The following is a 17034-nucleotide window of genomic DNA, read 5'->3' as shown; positions in this document are numbered from 1 at the left end:
ATGGAGCATTTCGCCTTTGTCACGGCATCAAGATCCGCTTCGGAATGGCCATCGGAATACCGAAGGAAATGCCTGTTTTCATGTAAAGCGGCTCAACATTGGCGCTGTGCACCACGGCCCAGAGCGGATTGACCAGCATGTAAGCCGGCAATTCCCTGGCATAGAGCGCCTGAAATTCATGCATCATTGCGGCCCGCTCGCCAACGCTACTGGCAGCGGCCTGATCGATCAGCAGCTTTTTCATTCTGCCATTGACGAAATATTTGTCGCTCTTGGGCGATTTGGAGAAAATGCGGAAGATGACACTGTCCGGATCGCCCATGGTGCTGGCTGTTTCCAACGCGATATCAAAGGCGCCGTCCCTGAAAGCGGCGTGCATGGCGGCATCTTCCATGACGCGGGTTTCGGTCTTGATGCCAAAATCCGTGAGTTGTTCGGCAAGAACGGTGGCCAGCTTCTTGAAAGACTTGTTGGTGACAAGCTGGAGGACCACGGGGTCACCATTTTGGCTCCAGACACCGTCATCAAATATCCATCCCTGTTCCATGAAGAGCTGAGAGGCCTTTTCCTTGTCATATTTGTAATCGGGATCGTCCTGATCCTTGTGCCATGGGGATTCTCTTTGGAAGAAGCCGGTTTCAGCCACTTCGCCCTTCCCCGGATAGGCAACATCAACCAGCCTCTGACGATCAATCGCATAGGCCAGCGCCTGGCGCATTTCCGTCTGCTTGAACTTTCCTTGATGGTTGAACAGCAATTTCACCGGGTGATTGCTCAAATAGGTCATGACCGAGAGACCCGCCTTCCTGGCAGCGCCCAACTGCTCCATGGGGAAGCTGTTATAGAGATCGACCTGCCCGTTGGCGATGGCTTCGATCGCCGTGCTCGGCGTCATGCGAATGGCAGCAAGCTGCTTGTATTTCGGCTGGCCGAGATAGTAAGTCTCATTGCGCTCATAGAGATATCGTCCCTGAGCCTTGTCATAGCTGACGAGCTTGTAGGGACCACTGCCAATTGTGGCCTGTTTGCCGGTGAAACGCTCTGGAATCGCAACCTTTTCATAGATGTGCCTTGGCAGGATCGGCAGGGAGATCAACTTGCTGGTGATCATGCCTGCATCCCTTTCCTTCAAGGTGAGACGTACATGATCCGCCGCGAGACTCTCGATTTTCTCAACATTGGCAACTGACACGAAATTGTAGGGATGCTCCTTCATGTAGGAGAAGGTAAAGGCGACATCCTCAGCTGTTACCGGTTTGCCATCATGCCATTGGGCCTTGGGGTTGAGCATCAGGTCATAGCTGAGACCATCATCGGAAACCGTCCATGACGAAGCCAGTGCCGGAGCGGGAGCCCCTGTCTTGTCCTGTCCCAAAAGGGTGTCGAAAATGTAGCTCGTATAGATGTAAGCCGGACCGGCCTTCTGATGTGCATAGGGCGCCGGCAAGCCCCGGTCGCCCTTGGCTTCGGCGATGACCAGCCGGTCTGAAGCAAGAACCGGACTTGCCACGCCCAGAGACAGCAGACCGAGCCCCGCCATCAGGACGGCATGTTTTAAAAATCGGGATGAATGGACCATCACTATTCCTCTATCTGGCATCATGAGGATGCCGTTAGGCCCCTGTCATGTGCTTTTCAGACCAATCAAGATCGAGTTTTGCCTCCTCGATGCAATCGATCCGTGGCACATAGGGCTTGAGATCAAGAAGCGGCGTACCATCAATGCAATCAAGGCCACTGACCCTGATCCGGTTTGCATCTATCCCGAGAATTTTCACCGCGCTTATCGCTATCGGGTTGGGACGATGTGGAGACCGAATGGCGAAGACGCCGTAGGTTTTGTCAGCATGAGGTGGTCGGCTCTGCATGACGGATCTATTGGCCTGGTCCAACCAATAAAGAACAATCAGATGACTGGCTGCGGCGAGCCCCATAAGCGCGTCACCATAGGCGTCATCAAGCTCAATCGTGCTTTCTTTCTCGTTGAACCGGCTGTTATGAGGACAGTCTTTCGGTGACTCGAAACCTGTCCAGATTTTACCGATTGGATAAAGAGAGAATGATGGAGAAGATGCAACAGTCATGGCTAGATCCTTATGAGCCGAGCAGCAGTCAGCCAGATGGAAATATCAAGATTATAATTTGCCACTTTTGCAAAAATCAACTAAATATGAATATAATACTCAGAAATAGTCATTCGGCCTGCAAGCCAGCCGTTGAACGGCTTCTGGCAAATCAGCATTCTTTCACTTGCGGGAACTGTAAAGGCTTGAGGGGCTTCCAAATTCCATGCTCGGGGGAGCTTAGTCGGATAAGTTGCTAATGACAATGAGTTGCATGTGCGACCTAATGCCTCTGACCGATTTACCCAGGGCAAGATGCGAAATGGGGGCGACTTCGTGGTCCTCAACGCACTCGTCCAATATCCTCGGACAACAGCGCCAGCCTGCGTTTGACCAATTGAGCAGGCCGCCGGGATGACATCACCGATGAAGCTGGAATGGTGACACAGTCCGGCAGCCTTCATCCAGTTCAGTTTGGAAAAGTTGCAGCATTGGATTTTTAATCCCCAGTGCCCAATTGGTCTCAATTGCGCCAAAACCGCCAGCGAGACTTGCATCATCTCACCGGTTCAATTCCTTCCGCCCCATCATTTCATGACGCCCCTCTCGCTTTTCAACTGAGATATACAAGAATGCGCTCATTCATCCTTTCCGCTGCAATAATGTTGACGTCGTTCAACCTGTTTTCGCCCGAAGTGAAGGCATCGGACGCCATTGCCTTGTCCGACAGCTTATCGGTCACGCAACTCACCGAAAACACCTTCATTCACACCTCTGATGGCAACAATGGTCTTGTCTATTTCAATGAGGATCAGGCTCTTGTCGTTTCAACACCGGCAACAGATCGTCAGACTCAGGATCTGATCGACTGGATCACCAATGACAGGCACAAGACAATCGTCGGCTATGTCGTTGATCGTTGGCATCCGGATGCCATGGGGGGATTGGCAGCGGTGCATGCCAACGGGATCACGTCCTACGCCTATGCCCGGACGGCAGAGATCGCGAAAGAAAAGGGCTTGCCCGTTCCGCAGAAGACATTCCAGAACCGGTTGGCAATCAAGGTTGGCAGCTCATCTGTCCTGGCTGACTATCTGGGCAAGGCCCACACCGAAGACGGAATTGTCGTCTGGGTTCCCGAAGAGCAAGTTTTGTTCGGCGGCAATGAAATCAGAAACAACCACGGCTGGGTCGGCAATATCGGGGATGCCAGCCTTCGCGACTGGAGCACGACCGCTCGACGGGTCAAGCAGAATTATGGCTCAGCCCGCATCGTCATTCCCGGACATGGATCCTTTGGCGGCCCCGAACTGATCGACTATACCATCAATCTGTTTGAACCGTTTTCGGCCAACGGGAGTGATGCCCCCCTTACCGCCCTCCCCTCGCAATTGGGTGGAGAGCCCGCCACGATAGTGGATGCTTCACAGAAAACACTCGACGGAGACAGCCAGCTCCTCAAGGATGCAGTCGTTCTGGTTCAGGACAAGACAAAGTATTTGCGGATTGAGGCTCCTGCGATCAAATGGAACATCAAGTCGAACCGTATGGATACCGCAGAAGGTCATCTCGCGATATATGACAAGATTTCCGGCAAGGCAGCGCACCGAGCGTCCGTTCACTACAAGAAGCTGATCGTTACGAAGGTCGATGATTCCGTTGGTCTGGCGGTCATCATCAAGTCAATGACGCCGGACTGATCGGCGGCCTGGCGGGGAAGTCGCCTGCTGCTGCGAAGGCAGGTGACATTCAGAGCGAGGCCGGAAAGCCCCCCCGCTTCTAGCAAGATCGATGAAGCGTGCCGTTGAAGTCTGGCTATCGGCCGCCTGCAAGTTCGGCGAAATGATATCCCGACCGCAACCATCGTAGCAGTCAACTCCATCGAGGACCTCATTGGGTCTCAGCACCTTGAGAACAGATCAGGTGCTGAGACCGAACAAGAAAGATGACGACGCATGCAGGGATCGGCCTTGCCAATATCTCCAAGGGGTGCGCGCATGCTGGCTTCACCTTGGCCGATTGCGTCCTTAACGCGTTTCAGATTGTATCAACAAGGTAATTGCCTCATCGAAATGCTTCATCATTGCAGCTTCCGCAGCACCTGAATCCTGCGATGCAATGGCTCCGGCTATCTTCTTGTGATCCATAATGCTTTCGCTTTTGCTTTCTCGGGACTGCCGACTATACCAGCCGATATGCCATGTTTGGCGCATTGCATCTCGGAATGAGTTGATCAGCAGCGAGTATAACGGGTTGCGTGAAGCGGAGGCGATCAGCTGGTGGAATTGAATATCATATTCCAGGATAGCCTGATCATCATCGATCATCTTCTCCATTGATGCTGCAATGGACAGCAACTCCAGTGCTTCGGCATCGGTTCTGTTCTGTGCCGCCAACTCCACGCCTCTCAGCTCCAGAGTTCTTCTCGTTTCCAATATCTGTTTGAGGGTCAGTTGCTGCACAAAGACGGTGTGCTCGATGATGATGCTGAGAACTTCTTCATTGGGAACGCCGACGCGTGCCCGGCGACCATTGCCAATATCGAGAATCCCGATTGCGGCCAGGGCTCTAAATGCTTCACGGGCTATTGTCCGGGAAACTCCCCCTTTTTCAGCAAAGGATGTTTCACTCGGAATCATGTCGCCTTCCATCAGGTTGTTTTCGTGAATATAGCCACGAACGTCCGCCATTATTTTGTGAACAAGGCCAGTTGCCGCAGGTGGCTTTGACGGTGTGTTTTCTTCTTTTGTCACAACTTTTCTCCGGATCCTGAAGTTGACCTATTATACAAAAAATAAAATTTCTTGCCAAATTCGAATTAATCGTATAATAGGTTTGTTGTTGGCGCAACAAGATTGGCAGTTAGAGGGTCTCATTCCTTTCAAACCAGATCAACTTTAGCGGGTTCATTCTGGCTGGAAGGCAAATCCAAAGCAGCTCTCACGCGAATCTCCGATGCAGTCAATGCCTAAATTCTGATTTTTGGGAGCATCTGGAATGCTGAAACAACTTTTTAGCCTGTCAGGGCGATGCGCTCTTGTAACCGGGTCGGCGACAGGTCTCGGATTTGGCTATGCTGAAGGACTGGGCTTGTGTGGTGCCCAATTGATAATGAATGACGTCAACAAGGAGCGTCTTAAAGAGGCAGCGGACAAGCTCCGCGCCAAGGGAATAACGGTTCACGAAGCCGCATTTGATGTCAGTTCAGCCAAAGCCGTTGAAAGTGCATTTGCAGACATTGATGAAAAGGGTCTGGTCGCCGATATTCTGGTCAATAATGCGGGAATTCAATTTCGCAAGCCAATGCTTGACCTTGATGTGTCGGATTGGCAGCGCGTCCTCGACATCAATCTCACCGGTGCCTTTCTGGTCGCAAAGGCAGCCGCCGCGCGCATGATCAAAGCTGGCAAGAAGGGCAAGATCATCAATATCGGCTCTCTGACCAGTGAGATGGCCCGCGCTACAGTGGCGCCCTATACGGCAACCAAGGGCGCGATCAAGATGCTGACGCGCTCAATGACTGCTGAGTGGGCCCAGCATGGCATCTCGGCGAATGCCGTAGCCCCCGGATATATCGTCACGGAATTGAACACCGCCCTTGTCGAAAACCCCGAATTCGATGGCTGGGTGCGCAAACGCACCCCTGCTGCGCGATGGGGTATGCCAGAGGATCTCACCGGAACTGTCGTCTTTCTTGCATCCCCTGCATCGGACTTCATCAACGGCCAACTGATCTTTGTCGACGGCGGCATCGTTTCTGTTCTCTGACAAAAAAAGAAAATCACAAGGAGAAAGAAGATGAAGGGAGTTTTCTTACATGCTCCAAAAGATCTTCGAGTAGAAGACATTCAGACCGGGAAACCGGAAGCGGGACAAGTCCGCGTCAAGATTTGTGCTGGCGGCATATGTGGATCCGATCTGCACTATTATACGCAGGGCGGTTTCGGAGCGATACGCATCAAGGAGCCAATGACCCTGGGACACGAAGTCTCCGGTATCATTACCGAGTTGGGAGAGGATGTCACAAACCTTGCTGTCGGCGATCGTGTTTCGGTCAATCCGAGCAAGCCGTGTGGCAAATGCATTTATTGTCAGGAAGGCCATCGCGAGAATTGCATGGATATGCAGTTCATGGGAAGTGCCATGCGTTTCCCTCACGCTCAAGGGGCTTTCCGCCAAGAGCTGATCATTGATGCCGAACAAGCAGTGCCCTGTGGTCAAGACACGTCTTATGCCGACGCAGCATTCGCCGAACCTCTATCCGTTGCCCTTCATGCCATTTCAGAGGCCGGATCCCTTGCGGGGAAACGGGTAATGGTGGTTGGAGCTGGCACAATTGGATGTCTTGTCATTTTGGCCGCTCGCTGGGCTGGTGCCCTCGAAATCACGGCATCCGACATCTCGGACTATGCTCTTGAAGTCGCGAAGAAAGTCGGGGCAGACCGCGTTGTCAACATTCGCGAGGAGCCAGATGCATTTCAGGCTTTCACAGACAACAAGGGATATTTCGACACCGCTTTCGAATGCTCCGGCTCAGCCGCAGGTTTTGAGAGCCTTATTCCGGTGGTGCGACCCAAAGGAACATTGGTCCAAATTGGTCAGGGCGGTGATGCCAAATTTCCGATCAGTGGTGCGGTTACCAAGGAGCTTCTGGTCCGAGGCAGTTTCCGTTTTGACAAGGAGTTCGGAACGGCTGTGGCCCTTATCAAGAAGCGCGCTATTGATCTTTCCCCTCTCTTGACAGGGGTCTTTCAAATGCAAGAGGCCGTCTTGGCGTTCGAGACGGCTCTGGACAAGTCGAAATCGGTAAAAGTTCAACTCGACCTGAGCTGATAAAGAGAAATCTTTCGTTTCAAATCGTGGAGGAAATCAGAATGTTCAACAGTCAGAAACTAGTCCCTGCAATCATGGGAGCCAGCATTTTGCTCGCTCTTGCAGCAACACCGACATTGGCAAAGGATGTCACCCTGAAGTTTGCCAATGTGGCTTCCGTATCTGGCAAGGAAGCCGGACAGCTATTCAAGAAAATCGTTGAAGAAGAAACAAACGGAGCAGTGAAAGTCAACCTGTTCCCGGATAACCAGCTCGGAGATGACCGGGTAGCTGTGGAATCAACCATTTTCGGTGATATCGATATTGCAGTGAGTGCGACCAGCCCACTTGCTACCATTTTCTCGGACTTCTATCTGTTCGACACGCCATACATCTTTCTCAGCCCGGAACAGGCCTATGCGGGGCTTGACGGACCAGCAGGGAAAGCAATTCTCGAAAGCCTGGCCGGCAAGGATCTCAAAGGACTGGCCTTCTGGGAAAATGGTTTCCGCAACTTTACGAGCAAAAACAAAAAAGTCTCGGTTCCGGACGATCTTGTTGGCATGAAAGTCCGCACAATGGAAAATGACGTCCATCTGGCCGCATGGAAAGCGCTTGGAGCAAGTCCTACTCCCATGGCCGGGACAGAACTCTTCACGGCCTTGCAGCAGGGCACTGTCGATGCTCAGGAAAACTCCCTTGGTGTCATTGATGGATTGAAGTTCAACGAAGTCCAGAACTATCTGACCACGACGCAGCATGTTTACACGCCCTACGTCGTTGTCATGAATCTTGACAAATTCAACTCTCTGACAGAAGACCAGCAGGCAATCATCGAGAAAGCCGCGAAACAGTCCACGGATTTCCAGCGCAAACGTTCCGGCGAACTGGAACAAGCCATTCTTGAGAAATTCCAGAAGAGCATGACGGTTACTCTCTTGTCTCCTGAAGACAAAAAACTTTGGCAGAAAAAGATCGTTGACGCCAAGATTTCCGAGATGGTCAAGTCAAAAATGCAGCATCCTGAATATTTTGACCAGCTTCTGAATGCGAACTGATCTGATTATTTCAGACCCGTCCATCTCTATCAGCAAGTTTTGAAGAATGCACGCATCGCGTCTCAGTGGCACCCAAATGGGTGCCACTGAAAATGAACTGAATACAGAAAGACCTGTGCGCATTCCTGTAGCTTGCTCAATATGGGAAGAACCTTGGTTCAAAGGAGGAGATATGAAGTTTATTTCGCTCATAAATGAACATATCGAAAGAATTATTTGTATATTCCTGATGTCTGGAATGACAATTATATTAGCTATACAGGTATTTATGAGATATGTGGTTGGTGACTCCCTATCCTGGTCCGAAGAAGTTGCCAGATACATGTTTATCTGGCTGATTTATATTGGGATTAGCTATGGTGCCAAAATGATGGCCCATATCAAGATTGAAGCGGCTCTGGGCGTCTTCCCCGGTCCAATCAAGCCCTATATCGTTATCCTCTCCGACATCCTGTTCCTGTTCTTCTCTCTCTACGTGATTTTCTATTCGACGAAGATCGTTGAGAAGCAGCTGATGCTTGGTCAGCTCTCGCCCGCAGTGCATATGCCGATGTGGATGATCTATTCGGCGCCCGCCGTCGGGTTTGCCATGACGTCATTCCGTCAGTGTCAAGTCATCATCTACAGAATCCGAATGCTATCCGAGGGAGAAATCTGATGGTTTCCGCAGTGCTTTTTGGCAGCTTAGCAATTTTCATTTTTCTCAATGTCCCGGTTGGAATCGCCATTGGTCTTGCCTCGGCAACGGCCATTGCCACAGGCAGCACCCTTTCTCACGGGTACCTGGCTCAAACACTCGTTTCAAGCACCGACTCTTTTCCGATCATGGCCATTCCCCTGTTCATTCTTGCCGGAGAGCTGATGGCCGCAGGGGGCGTTTCGCGCCGCATTCTGAATGCCGCAAATGTGTTCTTTGGCCGCATCACCGGCGGCTTGGCAATCGTCACGATTGTTGTCTGCATGTTTTTCGCAGCTGTTTCCGGCTCCGGTCCTGCCACAGTTGCCGCAGTTGGCGGCATGGTCGTTCCTACAATGCTGCGTGAAGGATACAGCAAGTCCTTTTCATTGGCGCTGATTGCAGCAGCCGGAAGCATAGGCGTCATCATTCCTCCCAGCATTCCCATGGTGATCTATGGAGTGACGACCTCGACATCAATCAGCAATCTGTTTCTCGCCGGGTTTGGTCCGGGTTTGCTCATCGGTCTCTCCCTGATCACCTGGAGTTACTTCTATTGCCGACGCAAAGGTTGGGGCGGCACCAAAGAGGATTTCGATTGCAAATTGGCCATGAGCCATATTTGGGAAGCGAAATGGGCTCTCCTCAACCCTCTCATCATTCTGGGGGGTATCTATGCCGGGATTTTCACCCCAACAGAAGCCGCTGCAATCGCCAGCGTCTATGCCTTCGTGTGTGGGGTGTTCATCCATCGCGAATTGAGCTGGAAAGACGTCCTCAACCCCATTGATCGGGCATGCAACACCACGGGAACAACCATGGTTATTCTCGGATGTGCGTCTGCCTTCACAAGAATTCTGACAATTGAACAGATTCCACTGATGATCACGGACTTCCTCGTTCACATCACGAGTAATGGCATCCTGATCATGCTGATCATCAATGTGTTGTTGCTTCTGGTTGGCTGCGTGATGGATACCACACCCGCGATTCTGGTTCTGGCTCCCATTCTCTATCCCGTTGCAGCCTCTGTCGGGGTTGATCCGATCCATTTCGGTATCATCATGGTTGTCAACCTTGCAATTGGCTTCATTACGCCGCCACTTGGTCTTAATCTGTTTGTCGCGGCCCGTGTCGGACAAGCCTCTCTTGAGGCGGTTTCAAGAGGAATTGTGCCTTTCATAGCTGTCATGGTTCTATGCCTTCTGGCAATCACCTACGTGACGCCCATTCCGATGACGCTCGTCGAGTTCTTTGCGAATTAGCGGCCATGTTCAGCCGAAACGAGATATTTGATGGAAGATATGAACGATGAACAAAACGCCTTTCTGTATCGCTGTTGACTGGGGAACGTCTCGATTTCGAGCCTATCTGGTTTCCCAAGACGGTGATATCCTGGAACAAGTTTCGTCGCATGATGGAATGGCGCGTGTTGAAGCTGGCGCTTTTGCCGAAACACTGTTTCAACAATGCAAGCCCTGGCTGGATGCTTACGACAATATTCCGGTCCTGATGGCTGGCATGGTGGGCAGCCGCAATGGCTGGCTCGAGGTTCCCTATGCCCGGTGTCCGGCGGGGTCTCAGGAATTGGCGCTCGGCACGAAGAAAGTTGAAACTCCGGCAGACTTCGAGACTTTCATTGTTCCGGGGCTCGAAACGCACGATGGCCAATATATGGACGTCATGCGCGGTGAGGAAACACAGATCATCGGCTCTGGAATGACCGATGGGACGGTCATCCTGCCCGGTACGCATTCGAAATGGGCACAGGTCGAGAATGGTCAAATTCTGTCATTTTCCAGTTTTATGACCGGTGAAGTCTTTGGACTTTTCAAAAATCACTCGATCTTGCGTTTGTTGGCGAAATCCGACGCAACCGAAGTCGACCCCCAAAAGACAGATGCAGCCTTTGTGAAAGGGCTTGATGCTGCTCACCTTCCGGGGGGGCTGCTCAATGCCGCTTTCATGGCAAGGACGGGTGTTCTGGCTGGAACCCTGAATGGAGAGGACGTTGATCCTTTCCTGTCAGGCCTTCTTGTCGGCACGGAAATCCTGTCTGCCAGACCTCTCATGACCAGTCACCAGAACCTCCTTGTTATTGCAGACGGCATCCTGGCTCATTGCTATGCGCTGGCCCTCAAGCATCAAGGTTACATTGCTGAAATCATCTCGCCAGAAACCGCATTCGTAACGGGGCTGCTGACGATATTCAAAGCCAAACGCAAACCGGGGCATGAACATGAAAAATCTGGAACAGTTTGAAGCTCACTTCACCAGAACGCCGATCATTGCAATTTTGCGCGGTGTTTCCCCTGACGAAGCGGTCGCAATTGGGACAGCCCTTGTCGATGCGGGAATTTCTCTCATCGAAGTTCCGCTCAATTCACCAGACCCATTTGTTTCCATTTCGCGCCTGGCCACTTCCCTGTCCGGGAAGGCCGTCATTGGAGCCGGAACCGTTCTCTCGCCGGAGGATGTGGAGAAGGTTCGAACGGCCGGCGGGACGATGATCATTTCACCCAACACGGATGTCGAGGTCATCAAGGCGAGCGTGACGTCCGGACTGGTCAGCCTTCCCGGGTGCTTTACGCCAACAGAAGCATTTGCCGCGCTTCATGCCGGTGCGCATGGTTTGAAGATTTTTCCCGGTGAAGCGGCCAGTCAGAAAACAGTCAAAGCCCTGAACGCTGTTTTGCCGAAAGGAACACGATTGCTATTGGTCGGCGGAGTGGATGCAGACAATATCCGGGACTGGAAAGGGACGCCGATTTCCGGGTTTGGAATAGGGTCCGGTCTGTACAAGGCCCGAGATACCGTGGCCACCGTTGCCCGAAAAGCCGACCGCTTTATGGCTGCGATCAAATAATCGTATCTCGACAGAGCCGGTTTTCTGACGATCGTGATAGCGTTGAAAGAATTGAAGAATGAAAATCACACAAGTTGAAACCTTCATCGTTCCTCCCCGTTGGTGTTTTGTGAAAATATCAACCGATGAAGGGCTTGCCGGCTGGGGTGAGCCTGTCCTCGAGGGCAGAGCCGCCACAGTCGCGCAGGCAGTTGAGGAGCTTTCCGACTATCTGATTGGCAAGGATCCTTTCCTGATAGAAGACCATTGGACGGTTCTCTATCGGGGTGGCTTCTATCGCGGTGGGGGAATTCACATGAGTGCCCTTGCCGGCTTGGATCAAGCGCTCTGGGATATCAAGGGAAAGGCCTTCGGCGTGCCCGTGTCCCAACTTCTGGGAGGGCAACTGCGCGACAAGATAAGAGTTTATTCCTGGGTGGGGGGTGACCGGCCTGACGATGTCGCCGAGGCGGCAAAGACGGTCGCAAAAAGAGGGTTCACGGCCATCAAGATGAACGGGACCGCGGAGTGCCAGATTGTCGATTCCCATAGCAAGGTTGATGAAGTTCTTGGTCGCGTTCAAGCCGTGCGCGACGCGTTGGGACCGGACTTTGGTATCGCTGTCGACTTTCACGGACGAGCCCATCGACCGATGGCAAGAATTCTCGCAAAGGAATTAGACCCTTACAATTTGATGTTTATCGAAGAGCCCGTATTAAGCGAAAATGCGGAAGCGATCAGGGATATCCGTCGACTGACCTCAACGCCGATTGCATTGGGAGAGAGGCTGTATTCGCGTTGGGATTTCAAACAAATTCTGGCCGAAGGATATGCGGACATCATCCAGCCGGATCCATCACATGCCGGCGGCATTACCGAAGCACGCAAAATCGCCAACATGGCGGAAGCCTATGACATGGCTGTTGCTTTTCATTGTCCTCTTGGGCCCATCGCCCTGGCTGCCAATCTGCAACTGGACGCTGTTTGTTACAACGCCTTCATTCAGGAGCAGAGCTTGGGTATTCATTACAACACAAGCAACGACCTTCTTGATTATGTGATGAATACGTCCATTTTTGACTATCAAGATGGCTATGTCACCATTCCTCAGGAGCCGGGGCTTGGAATTGAGGTGAATGAGAAATATCTTGAGGAGCAATCAAGGATTGGACATCGCTGGCGCAATCCTGTTTGGCGTCACGCTGATGGCTCCTTTGCCGAGTGGTAGCAGGCAGCAAACAGTCAGCCGCGCGCCTTTCAGTCGCTTGAATGACGGACTGTGCCGCCCTCTTTCAGCTCGGCTGAGCGGGGGCGGTGTCATCACCTCTGATCGTCGACACATCATCCGAAGATGATTGTGCCATTCCTGCCTCGAGGTTCATCCTGACAGTGCCAATGGTGCCAGTGGACCGATGGCCATCATGATTGAAGAATCTGTTTCAATTTGTGCGCATCGATCCGCAATTCTCCTTCGCCCGAAGTGAGATTCATTTTTCTCCATTTTGACAGGATGCGCGTAACGGTTTCCCTTGAAACGCCGATCAGCTCCGCAATCTGCTGGTGCGTCAGATCAAACAACAGTTTCTGACAACCGGATTGACCCGTGTCATCACAGATGGATATGAGCAGGTGCGCAATCCGTTGCTCGATTGAAAAAGTATTCCTGATAAAGATCGAAAGATTATAGGCCCCGACACGCCATGCATAGAACTCCAAAGCAAAATGAACGAGTTCTTTTTTGCCGTAAATTGCATCAAGGAAGTCAGAATATTTAAGAACATAGATGTCGCTATCGACCACCGATTGCGTGTATGTCAGCGAGGCGCCGTTTGGAGTAACAACAGATGTGACCTCTCCGAATATACTTCCATGCGTCAGGAGCCTGTTGATGTTTTTCGCACCATCCGAATTGATCGTGTAATTGTAGCAAAGGCCTCTTTTCAGATAGTATAAATATTCATTTACGTCTTGAGCCTGTTTGACCAGACCATTCTTTTCCACGTGCTGATGCACACCTTTTGTAACAAACAGGTCTTCCAGACCATCCGCGGGAACATCGACCCAGGGAAGCTTGTTTACAAAGCTTTTGTTCAACAGGCTGGTCAAAACTCATGAATCCCCATATCCAGAGCAATCGTCCTCATTGTTTGGAAGAATAACGTTAGCAAGGAAAAACACAAACGCGCATTTCCTCCAGAGACATTGAGTTTTCCAACTCTTGAAGATACACGCTTCTTTGGCTGGCACCAATTTATTGTTTGCCAAAATTCCAGATTTCCAAATCTACAAAATCTTTGATTTGGTGATGGCCATCACATCCAAGAGATCCTGCCTTCACTACATTTCCGTAAACCGCATAAGAGTGGAGGAAAGAATGATCTATGTAGGACTTGTGATCGTTGTCGCGACGATCATATTACTCATCAAACAAATTGAAACCCGACTGGTTCTTATTGCGTCGGGATTGTTAATGTGCCTCTTGTCCGGCAACATCCTGACGGGTTTGCAAGCATTCACGGACAAGATGGGCTCGGGGCGCATGATCGAACCGATTTGCTCTGCCATGGGCTTTGCCTGCGTGCTCAAGCTAACCGGATGTGACAAGCAGTTGATCAACTTCTTGATCAAGGGTCTCAAGCCCCTGCGTGCTGTGATCATTCCGGCAACGACCGTGGTGGTCTTTCTCATCGCAATCGCCCTGCAAAGCGCATCGGGCATTGCCGCTGCGGTTGGTGCCATCTTGATCCCGTTGCTGATTTCAATGGGCGTATCAAGGGCTGTTGCAGCCAGTGCCGTGATCGCGGGGACCTTCGGTGGTCTGCTCAATCCAAGCTATTATCACTTTTCATTTGTCTCAAAACTCATGAACGACGGTACAACGGCAGCGGATCTGGTCCGTCATCACGCCCCCTATACCTTTGCTGCCCTGGCAACCGTTTGCATAACCTTGTGGCTTGTCGCCAAATTTCTCAAGGAAGACAAAGACTGTTTTGACGGTGAGACGGTTGATGCGTCCCGGCAGGATGAAGCCCGGATCAAGCCATTGCATGTGGTCGTCCCTGTCATTCCCCTAGCGATCCTGCTGATCGGCTCCAGCACTGCCGTCAAGGCTTCGGTGCCCTGGATTGCCGATATCAGAATCTCCCACGCGATGCTCATCGGGTCGGTGATTGCATTCATCGTTGCCCGCGTCTCCCCCGCAAAAGCTTCTGAAGAATTCTTCAATGGCATGGGGCGCGCCTATGGCAGCATCCTTGGCATCATCATCGGTGCTGGTGTATTTGTAGCTGGCATGAAAATGATCGGGCTTGTCGATGCCTTCAACACCTTGCTCATGAGCGTTGATGGTCTGGCGAAAGTCGCAATTTCCTTCGGACCGTTCCTGATGGCAGTGGTCACGGGAAGCGGCGAAGCGGCTGCAATGGCATTCAACGAAGCGGTCACGCCTCATGCTCCCGACATGGGATTGCTGATTTCCACAATGGGCACCATGGCCCCTCTTGGTGGTGCGTTGGGTCGCGCAATGTCACCGATTGCCGGTGCTACAATCATTTGCGCAGGCTATGCCGCCGTCAGTCCGGTCGACATTGCCAAAAGAACCGCCCTGCCGATGATCCTTGGTGCGATTGTCGCTCTTCTGGTTGCCTTCGCATAGGTCATTCAATGGATTACATGTATCTTAGAAACACGACGAGTGAGGAGATGAAATATCTTCTTACTGACAAGTTCAAAATCAAGATCTTCAGACGCATTTGGCTGGCGCTGGCTGAGGCCGAACAAGAAGTCGGGCTCGACATCTCCAATGAGCAGTTGGCTCTGATGCGAGACAATCTTGAGGTCATTGATCACGATCTGATCGAAGAGCTGCGCCTGAAATACGGCAATGTCACCATTGCAGCCATCGAGGAGTTCGGCAGGACAGCGCCCCTGGCGGAGCCGATCATCCATCTGGGGGCAACGACCAGCGACCTGATCGATAATACGACGCTGATCATGCAACGGGAAGCAACCCTGCTCCTTATCGGCAAGATGATGAAGGTCATCGCCAATCTGCGCGACTTTGTCGACAAATACAAGGACATGCCGATCCTTGGCTATACAAGGCTGCAAGCGGCCCAGCCGGTCACCGTTGGCAAGCGTGCCGCAGTCTGGCTTCAGGACGCAATCTTTGATGTCATTGCGATGCAGGAGAAGATCGATACCATGTATTTCCGCGGGCTCAAGGGCGCAACGGGTACACAGGCTTCGTTCTACTCTCTCCTGGATGAAGACCCGGACAAGGTCGAGCAACTGGACAAGCGCTTTTCTGAAAAACTGGGCTTCACCAAATTGATGCCGATCACCTCGCAAATCTACACGCGCAAGGTGGAAACCCAATTGCTGGCCGCAGTTGCCGGAATAGCGGAGACGGCACAGAAGATGGGCAACGACATTCGCATCCTTGCGATGTTGAAGGAGCTGGAGGAGCCGGTTCCCAAGGATCAGGTCGGTTCAAGCACGATGGCCTACAAGCGCAATCCATGGATCGCTGAAGATCTGGTCGGCTATGCCAAATATCTCATTACCATCCTTCCGGGCATGTTCCAATCAACCGGGCAGGAGATGCTGGAGCAAACCTGCGACAACATTCCCGTCCGTATGGTGGGAATGGAGAATATCTTCATGGCTGCCGATACATTGTGCGAGAAAATGCTGAAGATGACGTCTGGCATCATGGTCTACGACAAGATGATCAAGCGCAATCTCGAACAGGAACTTCCCTTCATGGCGACCGAGAATATCATCATGGAAGCCGCAAAGAAGGGCGCTGACAGGCAGCTGGTGCATCATGTCCTCAAGGAAATGAGCATGGAAACCGTTCACAGAGTGCGGGCAGAAGGGTTGGACAACAATATCCTTGAACGGATTGCAGCTTGTCCGGACATTCCTTTGTCAAAACAAGAGATCGATGAAATTGTAAAGCCAGAAAAGTTCACTGGTATGGCTTCGAGGCAAGTTCAGGTATTTCTCGACACCGTCGTTGACCCGTTTCTCAAAGAGCGAGAGACCTGAACCACCACCATGCATCTGGAATGACCATAGTCATCCAGATGCAATGCTATTCCGCCCTGCGGGCAGAATGGCCATAAGGCGCCTTGAGGGTCCCGGAATGTCCGCTTTTTTGCCAGCGGCGTCCGGGATCTCGCGCCATCAGATGTCCAGTTCGGAAAAGAACAGGCATTTCCTGAAAAGGATGTGGATCAAACCGGCGGCAATCCAGCGACGCCGCAGGCAACATCAATTACAAACCGCATCCTCCAGTCCAAGGCATCGACTGCATCCTCTCCATTCGGTGAGGATGCATCCGGACAGGTGCATTGTCTGTTTGCAGATACTCCATGGTTTCATCCCCCGGCCTTTTCTCCAAACGAGACGATAAAAAGAAAACTCTGGATCGAAACGATCCAGAGTTTCAAGGATGCACACCACCGTTCTTGTATCGTGGCAGGGTTTCACCTGCGTTCTATTTATGACCCGATTTGACTTGCCGGGAGACTTGGCCGGAAAGTCGGTAATCTGGTTGTTGAGGCTTCACATGCG

At 51.8% G+C, this 17034-nt stretch carries 16 protein-coding genes; 12 read left to right on the top strand and 4 right to left on the bottom strand.

Features of this window, described 5'->3' with window-relative positions; genetic code table 11:
* Positions 1–19: 19 nt before the first annotated feature.
* On the bottom strand, positions 20–1579 hold the full coding sequence (locus ACHZB8_RS03200; protein WP_316858657.1) for an ABC transporter substrate-binding protein: 1560 nt from the start codon (positions 1577–1579) through the stop codon (positions 20–22).
* A 34-nt stretch (positions 1580–1613) separates the two neighbouring features.
* Positions 1614–2084: a tRNA (N6-threonylcarbamoyladenosine(37)-N6)-methyltransferase TrmO gene (tsaA, locus tag ACHZB8_RS03195; protein ID WP_316858655.1), complete on the bottom strand. Its 471-nt coding sequence runs from the start codon at positions 2082–2084 to the stop codon at positions 1614–1616.
* 611 nt (positions 2085–2695) lie between these two features.
* Here tsaA and bla point away from each other — a divergent pair.
* On the top strand, positions 2696–3763 hold the full coding sequence (gene bla, locus ACHZB8_RS03190) for a subclass B1 metallo-beta-lactamase, long type (RefSeq protein WP_316858653.1): 1068 nt from the start codon (positions 2696–2698) through the stop codon (positions 3761–3763).
* A gap of 327 nt (positions 3764–4090) precedes the next feature.
* Here bla and ACHZB8_RS03185 read toward each other — a convergent pair whose 3' ends face one another.
* Complete coding sequence (locus ACHZB8_RS03185; RefSeq protein WP_316858652.1) at positions 4091–4816, bottom strand: FadR/GntR family transcriptional regulator; 726 nt, start codon at positions 4814–4816, stop codon at positions 4091–4093.
* A 244-nt stretch (positions 4817–5060) separates the two neighbouring features.
* Between ACHZB8_RS03185 and ACHZB8_RS03180 the strand changes: the two genes are divergently transcribed.
* The 8 genes from ACHZB8_RS03180 to dgoD are packed head-to-tail and all read left to right on the top strand — an operon-like array spanning position 5061 to position 12682.
* Positions 5061–5831, top strand: coding sequence for an SDR family oxidoreductase (locus tag ACHZB8_RS03180; protein ID WP_316858650.1), 771 nt, complete (start codon positions 5061–5063; stop codon positions 5829–5831).
* Positions 5832–5861: 30 nt separating this feature from the next.
* The gene (locus tag ACHZB8_RS03175; RefSeq protein WP_316858648.1) at positions 5862–6896 is read left to right on the top strand and encodes an L-idonate 5-dehydrogenase; all 1035 of its coding nucleotides are present in this window, start codon (positions 5862–5864) and stop codon (positions 6894–6896) included.
* A gap of 41 nt (positions 6897–6937) precedes the next feature.
* On the top strand, positions 6938–7933 hold the full coding sequence (locus ACHZB8_RS03170) for a DctP family TRAP transporter solute-binding subunit (RefSeq protein ID WP_316858646.1): 996 nt from the start codon (positions 6938–6940) through the stop codon (positions 7931–7933).
* A 46-nt stretch (positions 7934–7979) separates the two neighbouring features.
* Positions 7980–8591 (top strand): TRAP transporter small permease, encoded by a 612-nt coding sequence (locus tag ACHZB8_RS03165; RefSeq protein WP_316858644.1) that lies wholly within the window; start codon positions 7980–7982, stop codon positions 8589–8591.
* Complete coding sequence (locus tag ACHZB8_RS03160) at positions 8591–9874, top strand: TRAP transporter large permease (protein WP_316858642.1); 1284 nt, start codon at positions 8591–8593, stop codon at positions 9872–9874. Before ACHZB8_RS03165 ends, ACHZB8_RS03160 begins: the two co-directional genes overlap by 1 nt.
* A gap of 46 nt (positions 9875–9920) precedes the next feature.
* Positions 9921–10871 carry a 2-dehydro-3-deoxygalactonokinase gene (locus tag ACHZB8_RS03155; protein WP_316858640.1) on the top strand — a complete coding sequence of 317 codons (951 nt, stop codon included), beginning with the start codon at positions 9921–9923 and terminating at the stop codon, positions 10869–10871.
* Positions 10849–11475: a 2-dehydro-3-deoxy-6-phosphogalactonate aldolase gene (locus tag ACHZB8_RS03150; RefSeq protein ID WP_316858638.1), complete on the top strand. Its 627-nt coding sequence runs from the start codon at positions 10849–10851 to the stop codon at positions 11473–11475. Before ACHZB8_RS03155 ends, ACHZB8_RS03150 begins: the two co-directional genes overlap by 23 nt.
* A 58-nt stretch (positions 11476–11533) precedes the next feature.
* On the top strand, positions 11534–12682 hold the full coding sequence (dgoD, locus tag ACHZB8_RS03145) for a galactonate dehydratase (protein WP_316858636.1): 1149 nt from the start codon (positions 11534–11536) through the stop codon (positions 12680–12682).
* 191 nt (positions 12683–12873) lie between these two features.
* Here dgoD and ACHZB8_RS03140 read toward each other — a convergent pair whose 3' ends face one another.
* Positions 12874–13560 carry a Crp/Fnr family transcriptional regulator gene (locus ACHZB8_RS03140; RefSeq protein WP_316858634.1) on the bottom strand — a complete coding sequence of 229 codons (687 nt, stop codon included), beginning with the start codon at positions 13558–13560 and terminating at the stop codon, positions 12874–12876.
* A gap of 268 nt (positions 13561–13828) precedes the next feature.
* Here ACHZB8_RS03140 and dcuC point away from each other — a divergent pair, with 268 nt between their 5' ends.
* The 3 genes from dcuC to ACHZB8_RS03125 all read left to right on the top strand — a co-directional run bounded on the left by dcuC (position 13829) and on the right by ACHZB8_RS03125 (position 16977).
* A complete protein-coding gene (dcuC, locus tag ACHZB8_RS03135; RefSeq protein WP_316858633.1) occupies positions 13829–15109 on the top strand; it encodes a C4-dicarboxylate transporter DcuC in 1281 nt (426 codons plus the stop codon).
* Positions 15110–15156: 47 nt separating this feature from the next.
* A complete protein-coding gene (locus ACHZB8_RS03130) occupies positions 15157–16506 on the top strand; it encodes a lyase family protein (RefSeq protein WP_316858631.1) in 1350 nt (449 codons plus the stop codon).
* 183 nt (positions 16507–16689) lie between these two features.
* Positions 16690–16977 carry a hypothetical protein gene (locus ACHZB8_RS03125; RefSeq protein ID WP_316858629.1) on the top strand — a complete coding sequence of 96 codons (288 nt, stop codon included), beginning with the start codon at positions 16690–16692 and terminating at the stop codon, positions 16975–16977.
* The last annotated feature ends 57 nt before the right edge of the window (positions 16978–17034 follow it).

Source organism: uncultured Cohaesibacter sp. (genome assembly GCF_963556055.3).
Lineage (GTDB): Bacteria > Pseudomonadota > Alphaproteobacteria > Rhizobiales > Cohaesibacteraceae > Cohaesibacter.
This window is presented reverse-complemented; position numbering and strand designations above follow the sequence as displayed.